General features: G+C 29.1%; 16 protein-coding genes. All 16 read right to left on the bottom strand.

What is annotated here, in order from left to right:
- Positions 1 to 26 precede the first annotated feature (26 nt).
- The 16 genes from nuoN to ACTCCZ_RS03315 all read right to left on the bottom strand — a co-directional run bounded on the left by nuoN (position 27) and on the right by ACTCCZ_RS03315 (position 16176).
- Positions 27 to 1508 (bottom strand): NADH-quinone oxidoreductase subunit NuoN, encoded by a 1482-nt coding sequence (gene nuoN, locus ACTCCZ_RS03390; protein WP_079577563.1) that lies wholly within the window; start codon positions 1506 to 1508, stop codon positions 27 to 29.
- Entirely contained in the window at positions 1505 to 3034 is a 1530-nt protein-coding gene (locus ACTCCZ_RS03385) for an NADH-quinone oxidoreductase subunit M (RefSeq protein WP_079577564.1), read from the bottom strand. The genes nuoN and ACTCCZ_RS03385 overlap by 4 nt, the downstream gene beginning before the upstream one ends.
- 13 nt (positions 3035 to 3047) lie before the next feature.
- Positions 3048 to 4910, bottom strand: coding sequence for an NADH-quinone oxidoreductase subunit L (nuoL, locus tag ACTCCZ_RS03380; RefSeq protein WP_079577565.1), 1863 nt, complete (start codon positions 4908 to 4910; stop codon positions 3048 to 3050).
- A 2-nt stretch (positions 4911 to 4912) separates the two neighbouring features.
- Positions 4913 to 5212, bottom strand: coding sequence for an NADH-quinone oxidoreductase subunit NuoK (nuoK, locus tag ACTCCZ_RS03375; protein ID WP_079577566.1), 300 nt, complete (start codon positions 5210 to 5212; stop codon positions 4913 to 4915).
- Positions 5209 to 5766, bottom strand: coding sequence for an NADH-quinone oxidoreductase subunit J (locus tag ACTCCZ_RS03370; protein WP_079577628.1), 558 nt, complete (start codon positions 5764 to 5766; stop codon positions 5209 to 5211). The genes nuoK and ACTCCZ_RS03370 overlap by 4 nt, the downstream gene beginning before the upstream one ends.
- 11 nt (positions 5767 to 5777) lie before the next feature.
- Positions 5778 to 6401 carry an NADH-quinone oxidoreductase subunit NuoI gene (nuoI, locus tag ACTCCZ_RS03365; RefSeq protein WP_079577567.1) on the bottom strand — a complete coding sequence of 208 codons (624 nt, stop codon included), beginning with the start codon at positions 6399 to 6401 and terminating at the stop codon, positions 5778 to 5780.
- Positions 6402 to 6410: 9 nt separating this feature from the next.
- Positions 6411 to 7403, bottom strand: a complete 993-nt coding sequence (gene nuoH, locus ACTCCZ_RS03360; protein ID WP_079577568.1) for an NADH-quinone oxidoreductase subunit NuoH — start codon at positions 7401 to 7403, stop codon at positions 6411 to 6413.
- A 1-nt stretch (position 7404) separates the two neighbouring features.
- The gene (locus ACTCCZ_RS03355) at positions 7405 to 9882 is read right to left on the bottom strand and encodes an NADH-quinone oxidoreductase subunit G (protein ID WP_079577569.1); all 2478 of its coding nucleotides are present in this window, start codon (positions 9880 to 9882) and stop codon (positions 7405 to 7407) included.
- Complete coding sequence (locus ACTCCZ_RS03350; RefSeq protein ID WP_079577570.1) at positions 9879 to 10676, bottom strand: hypothetical protein; 798 nt, start codon at positions 10674 to 10676, stop codon at positions 9879 to 9881. The genes ACTCCZ_RS03355 and ACTCCZ_RS03350 overlap by 4 nt, the downstream gene beginning before the upstream one ends.
- A 4-nt stretch (positions 10677 to 10680) precedes the next feature.
- Positions 10681 to 10947: an NADH-ubiquinone oxidoreductase subunit E family protein gene (locus tag ACTCCZ_RS03345; protein WP_079577571.1), complete on the bottom strand. Its 267-nt coding sequence runs from the start codon at positions 10945 to 10947 to the stop codon at positions 10681 to 10683.
- Between the two features lie 9 nt (positions 10948 to 10956).
- A complete protein-coding gene (nuoD, locus tag ACTCCZ_RS03340; protein ID WP_079577573.1) occupies positions 10957 to 12189 on the bottom strand; it encodes an NADH dehydrogenase (quinone) subunit D in 1233 nt (410 codons plus the stop codon).
- A 2-nt stretch (positions 12190 to 12191) separates the two neighbouring features.
- Positions 12192 to 13001: an NADH-quinone oxidoreductase subunit C gene (locus tag ACTCCZ_RS03335; protein ID WP_079577574.1), complete on the bottom strand. Its 810-nt coding sequence runs from the start codon at positions 12999 to 13001 to the stop codon at positions 12192 to 12194.
- Positions 12998 to 13507, bottom strand: coding sequence for a NuoB/complex I 20 kDa subunit family protein (locus ACTCCZ_RS03330; protein WP_079577575.1), 510 nt, complete (start codon positions 13505 to 13507; stop codon positions 12998 to 13000). Before ACTCCZ_RS03330 ends, ACTCCZ_RS03335 begins: the two co-directional genes overlap by 4 nt.
- Complete coding sequence (locus ACTCCZ_RS03325) at positions 13489 to 13878, bottom strand: NAD(P)H-quinone oxidoreductase subunit 3 (RefSeq protein ID WP_079577576.1); 390 nt, start codon at positions 13876 to 13878, stop codon at positions 13489 to 13491. Before ACTCCZ_RS03325 ends, ACTCCZ_RS03330 begins: the two co-directional genes overlap by 19 nt.
- A 215-nt stretch (positions 13879 to 14093) precedes the next feature.
- On the bottom strand, positions 14094 to 15830 hold the full coding sequence (locus ACTCCZ_RS03320) for an ATP-binding protein (RefSeq protein ID WP_079577578.1): 1737 nt from the start codon (positions 15828 to 15830) through the stop codon (positions 14094 to 14096).
- On the bottom strand, positions 15823 to 16176 hold the full coding sequence (locus ACTCCZ_RS03315; RefSeq protein ID WP_079577579.1) for a hypothetical protein: 354 nt from the start codon (positions 16174 to 16176) through the stop codon (positions 15823 to 15825). Before ACTCCZ_RS03315 ends, ACTCCZ_RS03320 begins: the two co-directional genes overlap by 8 nt.
- Positions 16177 to 16360 lie beyond the last annotated feature (184 nt).

Here is a 16360-nt window from a genome sequence, read left to right as displayed (position 1 = left end):
AAGTTATTTTATTGATATTTTAATTGTTAAAAACCTGAGATTTGTGTGTAATAAGTAATTATTTGAAGAAGTGGTTCTATTGTAAAAATTGAGCCAATTGTTAAAATAGCACAAAAAATAGCTAAATATTTCATTATTGGTGTTGAGTTTTGAAGATAAGTTATATCATCTTCTGGCTCTTTTAAAAACATATAAACAACTGGTTTCAAATAATAATAAGCTGCTATTGCTGAGTTTATTATCATCATAAATGCTAAAAACATAAATCCAGCATTTACAGCACTTCCAATTAAGTATAATTTACCCCAAAAAAGTGCAAAAGGTGGAAGTCCTGCTAATGTTAACATAAAAAGAGACATTAATACTGCAACTTTTGGAGATGTTTTTATTAAACCTGCATATCTTTGCATACTATGGTCACTTTCTTTACTATAATCTTTTGTTCTATTTAACCAAAGCATTGTAAATCCGCCAAGATTTGTTATAAAAAACATAATCCAATATAAAAATAGCGCTTGTGTTGCTTGATTTGTACCTATTAAAATAGCACCCATTGCAAAACCTGCATTTGATATAGATGAGTATGCAAGCATTCTTTTTATATCATTTTGTAAAAGTGCAATAAGGTTTGGTATAGTCATTGTTAAAACTACTATTGTATATAAAATAGTTTGTATAAATAAATCATTACTTACTATAAATATCTCAAAAAATCTCAAAGCAACTACAAATGCAGCAATTTTAGGAACAATTGATATAAATCCTGCTAAAGCAGCAGTTGAGCCCTCATAAACATCTGCAACCCATAAATGAAAAGGGAAAAGTGAAAGTTTAAATGCTAAAGCTGCTATTATAAATGTAGCTGCTATTAAAATTACAAAATAGTTTTCAAATCCTGATTGAGTTAATACTTGTGAAATTTGTCCAAGCTCTACACTTCCAGTTTGTGCATATAAAATCATAGATCCAAAGGCAAAAAAAGCAGCTGTTAAAGCTCCCATTGTAAAATACTTAATAGCTGCTTCAATTGCATTTAATCTATTATGCATAGCAATTAGTGTGTATAAAGCCAATGAAGAAGTTTCTAAAGCTACAAAAATAAGTATTAAACTATCTGAACTTGCCATAAACTGAAATCCTGCAATCATAAAAAGATATAGTGCAAAATATTCAGGATATCTAAACTCTTGAAATCTAAGTTTTGCAAAACCTAAAAGTGCAAAGAAAATAGAAGCAATAACTATTATAGCTTGTGCTAAAATAGAGATACCATCAATTAACAATAAATCAAAAAAACCTCTAGCATCAGAGTTAAATCCAAGAACAAAACCCAAATCAACTACTAAAGCTAAAACTGTCAAAGTTAAATAAAAAGATTTATCAAGTTTTTTTGTTGCTAAATCTATACAAAGTATTAATAGTGCTGCAACAATAGCAATTATCATAGGAGTAATAGTACTAAAGTTTAAACTTGCAAAGTCAATAACTATTTTTGGTATATCATTCATTTTTCTACTCCTGAGATACTATTTAAATCAATAATCTTCGCTTGAGCTTCTTTTGTAACTGTTTTAGCATTCATAACTTCTATCATTTTAGAAACACTATTATTTACAGGTTCTAAAATTGGTTTTGGATAAACACCTAAAATAATAACCAAAACAACTAATGGAATAAGCGCACTTAACTCTTTTTTATTTAAATCAAGCAGTTTTTTATTTTCATCTTTTGTAAGCTCTCCAAAAAAAGATTTTTTATACATCACAAGCATATAAATAGCACCTAAAATTATCGTAAGTCCAGCAATTATTGTTAAAAAAGGTGATACTTTAAAAAATCCAAGTAATGATAAAAACTCCCCCACAAAGCCAATAGTTAAAGGAAGTCCAATAGAAGCCATCAACATAATTGCAAAAATAGTTGCATATTTTGGCATCACTTGTGCTAAACCACCAAATTCACTAATTTGTTTTGTATGTCTTCTTTCATATATAACTCCTACAAGCATAAATAATGCACCTGAAACAATACCATGTGAAATCATAAGGAAAATTGCACCAGAAATACCCTCAACATTTAAAGCAAAAATACCTAAAATTATAACTCCCATATGTGATACAGAAGAGTATGCTATAACTTGTTTCATATCTTCTTGAGCAAAAGCAACCATGGCAGTGTAAACAATAGCTATTAGTGCTAATATAGCCATTGGAATTATCATATAAACACTTGCATCAGGAAATAAAGGAAGAGAAAATCTAACAAAACCATATGTTCCCATTTTCAATAAAACTGCTGCAAGTATTACAGAACCAATAGTTGGTGCTTGTCCATGGGCATATGGAAGCCAAGTGTGAAATGGAAACATTGGAACTTTAATAGCAAAACCTGCAAAAAAGGCAAGAAATAGCATAAGTTGCATATCAAAAGGCAGTAATAACATATTCCAATCAAGAAGATTAAAACTCCAATTTCCAGTAGTTTGATAATAAATATACCCTAAATAAAGCATACCAATTAACATAACTAATGAACCTAAAAATGTATATAAAAAGAATTTAATAGCTGCATATATTCTTAGCTTTCCACCCCAAGCACCAATAATATAAAGCATTGGTACAAGCGAAAGCTCCCAAAATAGATAAAATATTATTGCATCCAATGCTAAAAATACTCCAACCATTGTCATTTCTAAAAATAAAACAGTAATAATTAGATTTTTAAGCGCTTTTTTTTCACTAAGAGCAACTAGTGATATCATTGTCATAAATGTAGTCATAATTACTAAAAATAGTGAAATTCCATCAACTCCTACTACATAATTTATTCCATATGTAGGAATAACTAATACTTGCTGTAAGAACTGCATATTAGGATTTGAAACGTCAAAATTTATCCAAACTATTATACTTATAATAAACTCCAATGCAGTTGCTAATATTCCATATGCTTTTATAGAGTCATCTTTTACTAAAAACCCTACTAAAGCTGCAAGTAGTGGGAAAAATATCAATATTGATAAAATATAATCCATATAACTAAACCTTTTAATTTATAAATGCAAGTGTTACACTTAAAAATAGTATAAATGCTACACCAAATGCCATAATTTTTAAAGTATGAGACAAGTTTCCTGATTGAATTGGAGATGAATGAACACCAGTTTTATAAACAGTTTTACCAATTAAATCAACACTAGCATCAATAATTTTCATATCAATAACCCTATAAGCAAATTTTGATAAACAAAAATAAGACTTACATATTACTTTGTCATAAAATTGAGGGATATAGTATTGATTTATCAACACCTTATAAACAAAACTATCTTCCCATTTGTTAGAAAAGCCACCATTTTTATATTTAATTACTGCAAATGCTATACCAAATAGTGCCATTGCACTTGTGATTATTATAAGTATATAAGCAGTTGAATGACTAATATTTGAAGCTTCCCATGTAGGTAAAATATAAGTTACCATATTTACAAATGTATGTTCAAACCATCCTGCAATGATTGCTAATAATGCAAGAGGAATCATAGCTGCAATAACAAAAGGGTATGTTTCATGTGGATGGTAACCAAACTCTTCATATTTAGGTTTTGTAAAAAACACTTGCATAATAAGTCTAAAAGAGTAAAAAGCAGTTAATCCAGCAGTTATCCATAAAATAACCCATAAAAATATTGCATCTGCATTAAAGGCTGCTTCTAAAATTTTATCTTTTGAATAAAATCCAGCAAGAGGAAAAATACCAGCAAGTGCAACTGATGCAATAATCATAATAATTGCAGTTGGCTTCATCTTTTCATACAATCCACCCATTTTTCTAATATCAAGCTCATTACTCATAGCATGCATAACATTTCCTGCACCCAAAAATAGTACTGATTTGAAAAAAGCGTGAGTTACTAAATGAAAAAGTGCAACCCAATAAGCTCCAAGTCCAGCAGCAACAAACATATACCCAAGTTGTGATAAAGTCGAATAAGCAATAATCTTTTTCATATCATTATTTACCAATGCCATAGTTGCAGCAAAAATAGCAACAAATGCTCCTAAACAAGCAATAAAATATCCAAGATTTGGAACTGTTGTATAAATCTCATTTGCTCTTACTATTAAGTAAACACCAGCTGTTACCATTGTTGCTGCATGAATTAGTGCAGATACAGGTGTTGGTCCCTCCATTGCATCAGCAAGCCATGTATGAAAAGGAAATTGTGCTGATTTTCCCATTGCTCCAATAAATAAAAAAATCCCTATAACAGTAATCATAAAAGTACTTAATGAATCAATATTTGAAAATACAATATCATATTGTAAACTTCCAATATTCCAATATATTAAAAAGATACCTACTAACATTCCTAAATCAGCAATTCTATTCATAATAAAAGCCTCATTAGCAGCCCAAGCAGCAGAGTTCTTGTGGTACCAAAAACCAATTAGCAACCAAGAGCAAAGACCTACACCTTCCCAACCTATAAATAATCCAGCAAAATTATCAGACATTACTAAAACAAGCATTGAAAAAACAAAAGCACTTAAGTAAGAGAAGTATCTATTAAAGCCTTTATCATGCTCCATATAGCCTATTGAGTGAATATGTACCATTGTAGAAACAATTGTTACAACACTCATCATTATTACACTTACATGATCAACAACAAAACCAAAAGGAATATCAATATTTCCAACAACAATCCAATCAAGCATTCTTACATGAATAATCTCATTTGTTTTATATACAAAATATAGTAAATTAAATGTAGCAATAGTAGAAACTGCTAACATAAATGATGTAAAAATACCTGTAAAAAGATTTTTTTTACTCATTGCAAAAAGTGCAGCAACTAAAGAACCAACAAGCGGAGCAAATAGTGCTATATATAGATATTTTTCCATCATTAGCCTTTTAATCTTTGCATACTATCTAAATTAATAGTACCAGTTTTTTTATACCATAATATAAGAAGCCCTAAACCAATAGCCACTTCACTTGCAGCAATTGCAATTATAAAAAATGCAAACATTTGTCCTGTTAAATCTGCATGAAACTTCGAAACAGCTGCTAAACCTATATTTACAGAATTTAACATTATCTCTGTTGAGAAAAATAACATTAAAAGATTTTTTCTTCTAATTACTCCTAATAAGCCAATACAAAAAATCAAAGTTGAAAGGATTAAATATGCATTTAAACTCATTTTTCCTCCTTTAACTCATCGATCTCTTTTTCACTTAATTGTGAATATGAGGTATCCATTTTTTTACCAGCTAAAATAATTCCACCAATCATTGAAACAAGTAACATAACAGCAGCAATTTCAAAAGGAACTAAGTATTTAGTAAATAGTATAATTCCAACATCTTGTGCATTTCCCCACTCTGGATGCATTGGAAGATTTGCTTCTACATTTTGACCAATTATAGGAGAAGTGAAAATAATTACAATAAATAAAGCAATAAGTCCACTTAATAAAAATACTAATCTTGGATTTTTAATGCTCTCTTTTACAGTTGATAAGGAGTCAAAAAACATCATTCCAAAGGCATAAAGAGCAACAACAGCACCAGTATAAACAACTATTTGAACTGCGCCTAAGAACTCTGCATCTAATAAAAAGAAAAAGGCTGAAATAAATATCATTCCAGCTGCTAAAGCACTTAAGGCATAAAGGGCATTGTTTGTAAACACAGTTATTAAAAACATAACAACGGTTAAGCTTGCAAATAAGTAAAATGCTACTACTTCAAACAACATTTTTTCTCCTAATATTGAAGTGGAGTTTTTTGGATTTTTTCATCAGCATCAGGAGATACTGCTCCAAAACCTTCATACTCTTTTTGTAAATGTAACTTATCAAGTGGTGTTAATAAGTCTTCTTTTAATGCAAAATGAGCTCTTTGTTCACTCGCATTTTCATATCTTCCTCCATGAACAATAGCAAGTTCAGGACAAACTTCTGCACAATATCCACAAAAAATACATCTTCCCATATTAATTGTGTACTCTAAAACCTCTTTTCTTGAATTTTCATCTATTTTTGTATCCATTTTAATACAGTTTGAGATACAAATTTTTTCACAAAGTCCACATCCAATACATCTATTTTCTCCTGATTCTAAAAGTGCCAATAACTTATGTACAGCTCTGTATCTAGGTCCTATTGATAACTTTTCTGCTGGATATTGAACAGTATGCATCTTACCTTTAAATAAGGCTTCTCTCATCATATTAAATGTGATTTTAAGCCCAGTAAAAAGCTCACCTTTTAAACTTCTTTTAACTATTTGTTTGAAAACTTCACCATTTGTTTTAGGATAGTTATCATCTTGAACAGTTATATAGTTTTGTACACCAATATTTCTATCTTTAAACTCTTCTAAACCCATCACTCTCTCCTAAAACATCATCACAAAACCAGTAATAAGAATATTTATTACTGCTAATGGCATTAGTATTTTCCAACATAACCACATAAGCTGATCAGGTCTAATATGTGGCCATGAAGCCCTTGTCCATAAAAAGAAAAAGATTAAAAACATTACTTTTAAAACAATTGCCAATCCACCAGGAATAAACCATAAATCATTAAAACCACCAAGAAAAATTAGTGAAACTAAAAAACAAACTGTAAAAAGGTTTGCATACTCACCAATAAAAAACATTCCCCATCTAAGACCTGAATACTCAGTAGCATAACCTGCCACAATCTCAGCTTCATGCTCTAATAAATCAAAAGGTGTTCTATTTGTCTCAGCAAAACCTGCAATTACAAAAAGAATAAAAGCTAAAGGTTGTGACCAAACTAGCCATGAAGTAAATCCTCCTGCTTGATAGTTATTAATATCTATTAAAGATAAACTTCCAACTAACATTAAAGGAGCTAAAAGAGCAAGTCCTGAAACAACCTCATAAGATAAAAGTTGAATAGCAGTTCTAGCCCCACCTAAAAGTGACCATTTATTTGCACTACTCATACCTGCTAAAAGTGGACCATAAAGACCAACAGAAGCAACTCCTAAAACAAATAAAACCCCTACATTAATATCAGCAATAATTGGTCTTACAACATAACCAAATAACTCAAATTCAGGAAAAAATGGAACCGCACTCATTGCAATAAAAGCTGTAGCTGCTGTAATTATTGGAGCTATCATAAATACAGGTCTTGCTGCATTTTGAGGAATAAAATCCTCTTTTGTAAATAGCTTTATTCCATCAGCAACTAATTGCAAAAGACCATATGGTCCAACATTTGATGGACCTAATCTTCTTTGCATATAAGCTAATACTTTTCTTTCAATATATGTAGTAAAACCTGCCAATGCAGAAAATACTGCTAATACAACAATTGCTTTTATTATTGTTTCAATTATAATACTAGTTTCCATTTTAAGCCTTTGTTAGGGAAGCTCTAATAAATCTATATGAATCAAATAACTCTTTAGTTCCATAAGATTTATCAAATGTAGAAACATATGCTATTTCACCATCAATTTGCTCATCAACAAAAACATCTAAATCAAAAGTTCTATTTTTTGTTAGAACTCTTAATTTCTCCTGTGCTTGTAAGTTTAATCTATCAAAGAGTTTTTGAGATACATAAATACCAGTTTTTGCTTTTTGCTTAAACTCATGGGATTTTGCTACAAATTCATTAAATAGATTCATAGGATTTGCTTTATAAATAATAAACTCATCATCATGAACTTGTAGATCTAAAATCTCTGTTCTTTCAAAACTATTATTAACCTTGGTATCTAAATTTTGCAATTCATAACCTCTATGCTCATTTGCATCATTTGAAAAATAGTTTGCTAAAGAGTCAAACTCTACTTGTTTAAATCCACTTGAAAGTGGAAGCTTTACAGTGTAATCAATTGTATGTTCTTGCTTATTTTGTAATAACTCATTTGCAATATCATTTAATACATAACCATTATAAGGTAAAGCAGCGTTTGTAGGAACAACTCTTTTATCAATATTTACAAATGTTCCTTCTTGTTGATTTAGTGCTGGCATATCTAAATTACCATCACCTAAAGCACTTAATTGATAATCAGCTTTTTCATTATATCCAATAGTAAAGCCCTCTTGTTTTTCGTCTAATTGGCAAATTAGACTAACACCTAAAGTATTTGTTTTTGTAGGGATAATTACAATTTCAAACTTAGTATATTTTTCAATCATTGCACAAAGTTTTGCTAAAGTTTTATAATTTGGATGAGTTATTATATCTTCTCCAATAATTAGTGAAAACTTATCTTTTTTAACAAGCATAGAATCAATTAAATCATAAAAGTTTTCATCAAGCCCTACTTCATCTAGAATTTTTGAATAGATATACTCTACTTCTTTTTCTTCTTTTTTTGTTACTAGCTTTTTAATCTCTTTTTCTTCACCACTATCTTCATCTAAAACTTTTTCTATTACTTGCTCTTTTTTTGTTTCAACAACAGTTTTAACTCTTTTTTCTTTTAAAGATTCAAGGTATTTCTTAATATCTTCAGGTAAATTTTCATCTGCAAAGATATCTAAAAGAAGATATAAAACAGCCTCTTCTTTTAAAGGTTGATGATATATAAACTCTGTTGTTTTTCCTTTTTTACCAATTTTTTCCATAATAGGGTCAGCTATTGGATGAAAATATAATCCTGAACCTTTATTTAATATAATAGAGTTATTAAAAGCATATCTTGCATGTGGTAAGTCATGTTTTAAAAATGAACCAACAGATACTACAAAATTTGAATCATGAACATCTTTTAGTGTTGAACCATACAAAGAGTTTCCACTTACTAAACTATACTCTTTTAAAAATCTTTGATATTTAAAAGCATCATCATTTACTAGTTTAAAGTTATACTGCTCTTTTAACTTTTGTAAAATCAATGCTTCTTCATTTGTAATAAATGAGTTAAATTTTATAGTTTTTGCTTTTTTAAATGCATCAATCGCTTCTAAAAAAGCTTTTTCATCTTTTTGTTTTACTTGATTTTCAAAATCATATGCAAATCTTGCCGCTCCATTTAATGTCACATAATGATGGTCATTTGTAACTCTATAAATCTTTAATTTATCATGATTTTGCACAGACTCATGCTTTCTTTCATAATACATCAAAGCACAATCACTTGAGTGAGGATTTGAAGCAGGAATTTTAGTAAGTTCCCATGCATTTGATTTGTATTGGAAATCATTTGATACAAGTGCTCCAACTGGACAAACAGAGATACACTCTCCACAATCTGTACATGAACTTTCATCAAAACCAATAAGAGATTTATTTAGCTTATTCCACATTGAGTATGCATCTTTTGGCATACTATCTTTAAAAGTTTTTGAGATTGCATCAGAGCCCCTTTTTACAGTACTTAAAGCACTTGAACCAATCATATCTTTACATACAGTTACGCATTTTTCGCAAACTATACATAAACCTGGGTCATAATTCATAACTCCCCAATGTTGAGTTGGTCTTGGCACATCTTTAATAGAATAACTTTGAGAATCAACTTTCATATATAAAGTATAATTTTGTAGTTCACACTCTCCACTTTGGTCACATACCCCACACTGCAAAGGGTGATTTACATCATATACTTCCATTATTGCTCTTCTTTCTTTAGCAATATTTTCAGTAGTTGTTTTTACTTGCATTCCATCTTTAGCTTTTGCATTACAAGCATATACTTGTTTTCCATCAGCTTCAACTAGACATAACCTACAAGCAAGAGTAGGAGAGCATCTTGTTAGATAACAAATTGCAGGAACAAATATTCCATTTGCTCTTGCAATATTTAATAAACTCTCTCCCTCTTTTGCTTTACAAAGTTTCCCATCAATGTCTAAAGATATTAAATCACTCACTCTTCAAGCCTTTCTATTTTTACGGGTTTATAAATATAACCACATGATAAGAAATCATTTCCTTTCTTATTTGTAGCACAAATTGCAATTGTATTTTGTAGTGTATCATCAACCACTAATAGTTTTGAAACTTCACCCTCTTTTGAAATTAGTTTTATTTTCGCACCATCTTCAACCTTTGCAATTCTTGCAAAAGATGCACTTGCATAAACTATATTTGAATCTTTTAAACTATCAACATAAGAGTAAATAACTGTTCCATTATAAGGTAAAAGCTCTTCTACTTCTTCCAAATCTTCACATTGAGTATTTATTTGCTTTGAACAAACAATATTAAAATCACTATACTTTTCAATTGCACTTAAAATTTTTAAAATATTATCAACTCTTTTATGAGAAAAAATATCATCGCCAACTAGTATAATTTTAGAACTCTTATTTGAACTCTTTTCTAAAGCCTCTTCAAACTCTTCTTCTCCAGCACTTGATTCTGCTGAGATATAACCAATATCCAAATCATCTATATAAGCTTGCACTTTATCACTTGTATTTTTTGCAAAAGTATCCAATAACAATGCACTAATTCCCTCTTCACTTCCAGCTTCATACTTAATAAATTGTGTATAAAAATCTTTTAAAGCTAAGCTATCAACTGCATGCATATATATAACTTCTGCGTTATTACTCTTTTTTGCTTCATTTATAGCATCAACAGTTTGTTTATTTGTATTTGCTAAGAACTCTCCAAAACATAAAATATAATCACTATTTTTTAAAATATCTAAATTTTTCATACTATTACTCTTCTTCTTTGGTTTCTATCTCTTTTTTTTCAGCTTGCACTTTTTTTACTACTATTGTCCAATCAACCTCGTTAAACTTAATAGAGTTCATAAGTGTATAGCCATTTTCATATATCAAATCTGCACTTTTTTGAACAGCTGAGAAATCTCCTATTTCAAATAAGAAAATAGCATTTTCTCCATCTTTAACATCAGTTTTCATTAATTCTAACATTCTGTCATAAAAGTTATCTTTTAGTAATCTCAAATCAAATCTTTTCATAATTTAGCCCTATCTATCAATTTCACCAAATACCAAGTTAAGGTTACCAATCAAAGTAACCACATCCGCCAACTGATGTCCTGGTAATAAATCTTCTAAAAGACCCGTATGAAAAAAGCTTGGGGCTCTAACTTTTAACTTATAAGCATATGGTGTTCCATCACTTACAACCATGTATCCCAATTCACCTTTTGGAGATTCAGTTGCAACATAAACCTCACCTTTTGGAGGTCTCATTCCTTGTGTTACTAAAACAAAATGTTGCATAAGTGAATAGTTTTGAGTCATGATTTGCTCTTTTGGTGCTGAAATATAATCAGGGGCATGAGCCATAAGTTCACATTTACTTTCTTCATACATTGGAATAAGTTGTCTTAATATTTTAATTGACTCTCTTATTTCTTGCATATAACACTTATATCTTCCATACGCATCACATGTAGTTGCTATAGGAATATCAAAATCAAGTTCAGAATATATTCCATAAGGCATCTCTTTTCTTAAATCCCATTTAGTACCAGTTGCTCTTAAAGCAACTCCTGTTACTCCCCAAGATTTTGCAAGTTTGGAAGTTATGATACCTACATTTTCAAGTCTCATTCTCCAGATTCTATTTTCAGTTAATAAGCCCTCATATTTTTCAACTTCAACTTCTAATACTTTTAAGAATTTTTCTAAATCTTTACACCAATCATTTGGTAAATCCAAGGGAACTCCACCAATTCTAACTGCACTATGAGTAAGTCTTGCACCACAGTAATCCTCAATAAGGTCCATAGCAAATTCTCTTTCTCTAAATGTATATAAAAATACACTCATAGCACCAACATCAAGTGCATGGGTTGCTAGCCAAAAAAGATGAGAAATTACTCTGTTTAGTTCTAAAAGCATTGTTCTAATTATCTCAGCACGTCTTGGTGCTTCAATTCCTAAAAGCTTTTCAATAGCTAATGCAAAGCCATAATTATTTGAAGTAGAAGCTATATAATCCATTCTATCAGTAGTAGGCAAAAACTCATTATAAATCATGTTTTCAGCCATCTTTTCCATACCTCTATGCAAGTAACCAATATCAGGTCTAGCTTTTACTACCTCTTCTCCTTGAAGTTCTAAAATAAGTCTCATTTGACCATGTGCAGAGGGATGTTGTGGTCCAAAATTAACCACCATTGTATTATCTTCTCTTTCAAAGTTAATATTTTCAAAAAAAGGTTTTAATCTATTAGGTGTTTGTTGTTGCATATTTACCTTCTTTCTTTTAAAGTCACAGACTCTTCTTCTTTGAATTTTTTGATAAGTTTAACTCCACCTTCTTCTTGATAAGCAAGTGGTGTATGCTCTGGCTCTTTTCCATTCGTAATATCAGTGCCATAAGGAACCTCATGACCTAATCTTGCAAATCTTGTAGTATCATATCTATCAATAGCAGCAGCATCTCTAATTTCTGGACCTATTATTTCCCTTGCTTCTTTTCCAAAAATCTTATCTACTTCATACCACGATGCAGCTTCATCACCATGTAAAGGATATGTTTTTCTCAATGGATGATCATGCCAATCATTTGGCATTAGTATTCTTTTCATATTTGGGTGATTTATGATTTTTACTCCATACATATCATACATCTCCCTTTCTGACCAATTTGCCATTTTAAAAAGTGAATAAACAGAGTTTAACTCTTCTTTTTCTTCTATAAAACACTTAAGTCTTAATCTTTTATGTTTACTCATTGATAAGAATTCATAAAAGATTTCAAATCCACCCTTTGATGAAATATAATCAATAGCTGAGATATCAATAAGCATATCGTATTGAAGTTCATTTTTTAAAATCTCTATTGCATTTATATTCTCTTTTGGATTTATATAAACAACCAAATGCTCTTTTTGTATATACTTATCAAGTATTTTTACTTTTGAAGAGAGTAATTCTACATCATCTAAAAAGATTTTATCTTGACAAACATCAACTTTAGGAATTGATGGAGTAATATAAAACCTATCACTAAAATATGATTTATTTTGTACATCATCTTTTGGTTTGTATTGTCTCATACTAACCTCTTTTTCTTGATTGATCTAAAGATTGATTCTTTTCTAATCTTTTTTTGAAGCATCATAAGTGCGTATTGTAAACTTTCAGGTCGTGGTGCGCATCCAGGTAAATATATATCAACAGGAACTATTCTATCTGCACCTTGAACAGTTGCATATGTATTAAACATACCTCCTGTATTTGCACATGAACCCATAGATATAACCCACTTTGGATCGGGCATTTGATCATACAATCTTCTCATAAATTCAGCATGTTTTTTAGTTAATGTTCCAGCGATTACAATCACATCAGCTTGTCTAGGACTTGCTCTAAAAATTGTCCCAAATCTATCAAAATCATATCTTGAAGCACCTGTTGCCATCATCTCAATTGCACAACATGCAAGTCCATAAGTCAAAGGCCACAAAGAGTTACTTCGACCCCAGTTTACAAGCTTATCTACCGTTGTTAAAGCAATAGGAGCTCCACCATCAGCTAAATAGTTTACTTTATGCTGTGCCATTCTAAAGCTCCTTTTTTCCATGCATATATAAAACCAATTGTTAAAAGTAAAATAAACAATATCATTTCAACAAAACCAAACCAACCTAATATTTGAAAGTTAATTGCCCAAGGAAACATAAATATTATTTCAATATCAAATAAAATAAATAATAATGCCATTAGATAAAACTGTACTGATATTGTATTGGGTTGTTTGGTAACCTCAGGTCCACACTCATATAAGGATACTTTTAATTTTTCAGTATTTAATCTTGCAATTTTTCTACTTATTACTCTTGCAAGATATACGGTTAAGATAAAAGCAGTAAATGTTAAAACAAACATAACAAATACACCAAAATACGGATGAGAAAACTCCATATGTGACATCATATATCCTTAAGATCTAATTTTTACACTTAAATGTTGATTAATTATTTTTTTAATCCTATCTAATATCTACTAAAGCTATACTTATGCTACTATGGGCTTTTTGCTTAAATTAAATAAATTTTTTTAAACTATTTTTAAAACCAAAGAAATCAATCACTTAAACTTTAAATTATATTATCTTAATATAAAAATTACTTTAGCTTATAAATATTTTAGCTCATAAATCCCATTTTATTTTCACTATCAAAATTACCTTTTAACTCTTTTTCTATTTGATCTTTAAAGGCCTCAACTGTAAAAATAGGCTCTTCATCTAAAGCGACTTTATAAGCAGTATTTTTTATAACTAATTCTATTTGTCCACCTGTAAGTTCATATGATAATAATTGCTCTAAATCAAAATCATCACTTAAAGGTAGTTTTTCAGGTAATAGTTTTTTCCAAAGCTCTTCTCTTTGCTTTAAAGTTGGTTTTTTAAACTCAATTTTATAATTAAATCTTCTTGAAAATGCAGTATCAATTGACTCTAAAAGGTTTGTTGTTGCTATTAAAATACCATCAAATCTTTCAATTTGTTCTAGGAAAATATTTTGCATTTGATTATGCATTTTTTCACTTCCACTATTTGAGCCACTACTTCTTGCACTTAAAAATTGATCTGCTTCATTTAAAAGTAAAACTGGTTCTGATTTTGTTTTTTCTACCAAATCTTTATATGTATCAAAAATATTTCTAACATTTTTTTCACTCTCACCCACATACATAGATAAAATCTTACTACAGTCAAAACTTAATACTTCTCTTTTCAATGATTTTGCTAAAGCAAGTGCTGTTAGAGTCTTTCCTGTTCCTGCAAAACCATAAAAGATAATTCTTGCATCAATTCCTCTTCTTTTCTCTTTTATACCCCACTGTTTTAACTTATTTAAAACATTTTTATCTACTTGCTTTAAAAGTGAATTTAGTGTCTCTTTAGTCTTGTCATTTAAAACTACATCTTCTAAAGTTTTAGTAGTTGAGATAAGTTCAAACATATCTTGTTCTTTAATAACTGTATTTAACTTTAGTTTCGATCTTCTTGACTTTTTCTTTGTTGGGTGAGAAATCTTATATAAAATCTCATCTGGAATAAAGAAGTTTCTATTTATTCCTCCAAAAGGAGTTAAAACTTCATCATAATCAATTAGATTTTTTGAAACTAACTTTGAACTCTCTTCTAGTAAACTTCTAAATTTTATCTTTTCATAATCATCACTTGAAATTAGTTCAATTAAAGAGTTCATATCTCTAATTGTTCCATCACCACCTGAATACTCTTCTTTTAAAAGTGCTAAAAATATTGTTTGCTCTTGTTCTTCTAAAGAGTGCTCTTTAAAAAAATCTTCAAGCATAATATCTTTTTCTGTAACTTTAACTCTCTCTTTTATTCTATTTTCAAGCATCAATAGTTTTGATTTTAATCTATTTCTATTAGGTGAATTCTCATCAAAATTTCTTTTTACCATGTTTAATTGTTTTGCTAAATCAATTTTAAAAAATTGATCTTGCAAATACTCTAAATGGTCACTATATTTTTTTATCTCTGGCAATACAAACTCTAAAGAGCCCTCTTCTAAAAGTTTTAAAAATGCTGTTGATAAAGAAATATTTGAATTTAATAACTCTAATTTTGAAATATCACTAATTTTTACATGTTCAAAACTATTATGAACTAACCAACCAAGTTCTAAAAGTGATTTAATCTCTTCTACTTTATAAAGATGCTCGAAACTTTTTACATCATAAAATTCACTTAAAACATCTACAACAACCAAAGAATCTCTTCCAATAATATACTCTTTTGTAAGAAATTGAAGTATTTTTGCTTCTTCAATAGTACATTTTAGTTGCGCAAAAAATGCTGTTTTACTTACATCTTTTGCTTTAATAAACTCGATTATTTCATTCATTGTTTAACTTATCCTGTAATAAATTGTAAAATTTTTCTAAACTGTTTTTTTCTTTAAAATCTAGTTTAGTATTATTAATAAGAATGCTATTTTGTTCAATTTTTGTCTTTTTTATATCTTTATATAAAATCTCAACTCTGTTTTTATCCAAATCAATCTCAAAACTATTCTTTAAAACCAAAACTTTATTTTGACAAATAGCTTTATATGAACCTTTTGAATAAATATACATTTGACAATCTTGTTTTTTTATAAACTCTTCTAGCTTATTTAGATTTATATTATCGTATATATTTAAACCCACTAATAAAACAATAATAAAACCAAAAAAAAGTATAAAAATCATAGCACCTCTTCTTAATTAAAGTAAGATAATACATTAATATCTCTTAACTATCTATGAGCTTTAAAATATAAGTATTTATAGGCTTATATCTTAATTTAAGATTAGTTTTCATATTATTTGATTTTTATTATCAATAAGTTTTAAAACCAAACTTTTTAATTCTATTTCTTATAAATATATTTTA

The organism is Malaciobacter sp., assembly GCF_055140965.1.
The sequence above is the reverse complement of the archived record's forward strand: the minus strand, read 5'-3'. Positions and strand labels throughout refer to the sequence as shown.

Coding starts and splice junctions, on each gene's coding strand:
- nuoN (WP_079577563.1), bottom strand. CDS start 1,508: ATGAATGATATACCAAAAATAGTTATTGACTTTGCAAGTTTAAACTTT.
- ACTCCZ_RS03385 (WP_079577564.1), bottom strand. CDS start 3,034: ATGGATTATATTTTATCAATATTGATATTTTTCCCACTACTTGCAGCT.
- nuoL (WP_079577565.1), bottom strand. CDS start 4,910: ATGGAAAAATATCTATATATAGCACTATTTGCTCCGCTTGTTGGTTCT.
- nuoK (WP_079577566.1), bottom strand. CDS start 5,212: ATGAGTTTAAATGCATATTTAATCCTTTCAACTTTGATTTTTTGTATT.
- nuoI (WP_079577567.1), bottom strand. CDS start 6,401: ATGGGTTTAGAAGAGTTTAAAGATAGAAATATTGGTGTACAAAACTAT.
- nuoH (WP_079577568.1), bottom strand. CDS start 7,403: ATGGAAACTAGTATTATAATTGAAACAATAATAAAAGCAATTGTTGTA.
- ACTCCZ_RS03350 (WP_079577570.1), bottom strand. CDS start 10,676: ATGAAAAATTTAGATATTTTAAAAAATAGTGATTATATTTTATGTTTT.
- ACTCCZ_RS03345 (WP_079577571.1), bottom strand. CDS start 10,947: ATGAAAAGATTTGATTTGAGATTACTAAAAGATAACTTTTATGACAGA.
- nuoD (WP_079577573.1), bottom strand. CDS start 12,189: ATGCAACAACAAACACCTAATAGATTAAAACCTTTTTTTGAAAATATT.
- ACTCCZ_RS03335 (WP_079577574.1), bottom strand. CDS start 13,001: ATGAGACAATACAAACCAAAAGATGATGTACAAAATAAATCATATTTT.
- ACTCCZ_RS03330 (WP_079577575.1), bottom strand. CDS start 13,507: ATGGCACAGCATAAAGTAAACTATTTAGCTGATGGTGGAGCTCCTATT.
- ACTCCZ_RS03325 (WP_079577576.1), bottom strand. CDS start 13,878: ATGTCACATATGGAGTTTTCTCATCCGTATTTTGGTGTATTTGTTATG.
- ACTCCZ_RS03320 (WP_079577578.1), bottom strand. CDS start 15,830: ATGAATGAAATAATCGAGTTTATTAAAGCAAAAGATGTAAGTAAAACA.
- ACTCCZ_RS03315 (WP_079577579.1), bottom strand. CDS start 16,176: ATGATTTTTATACTTTTTTTTGGTTTTATTATTGTTTTATTAGTGGGT.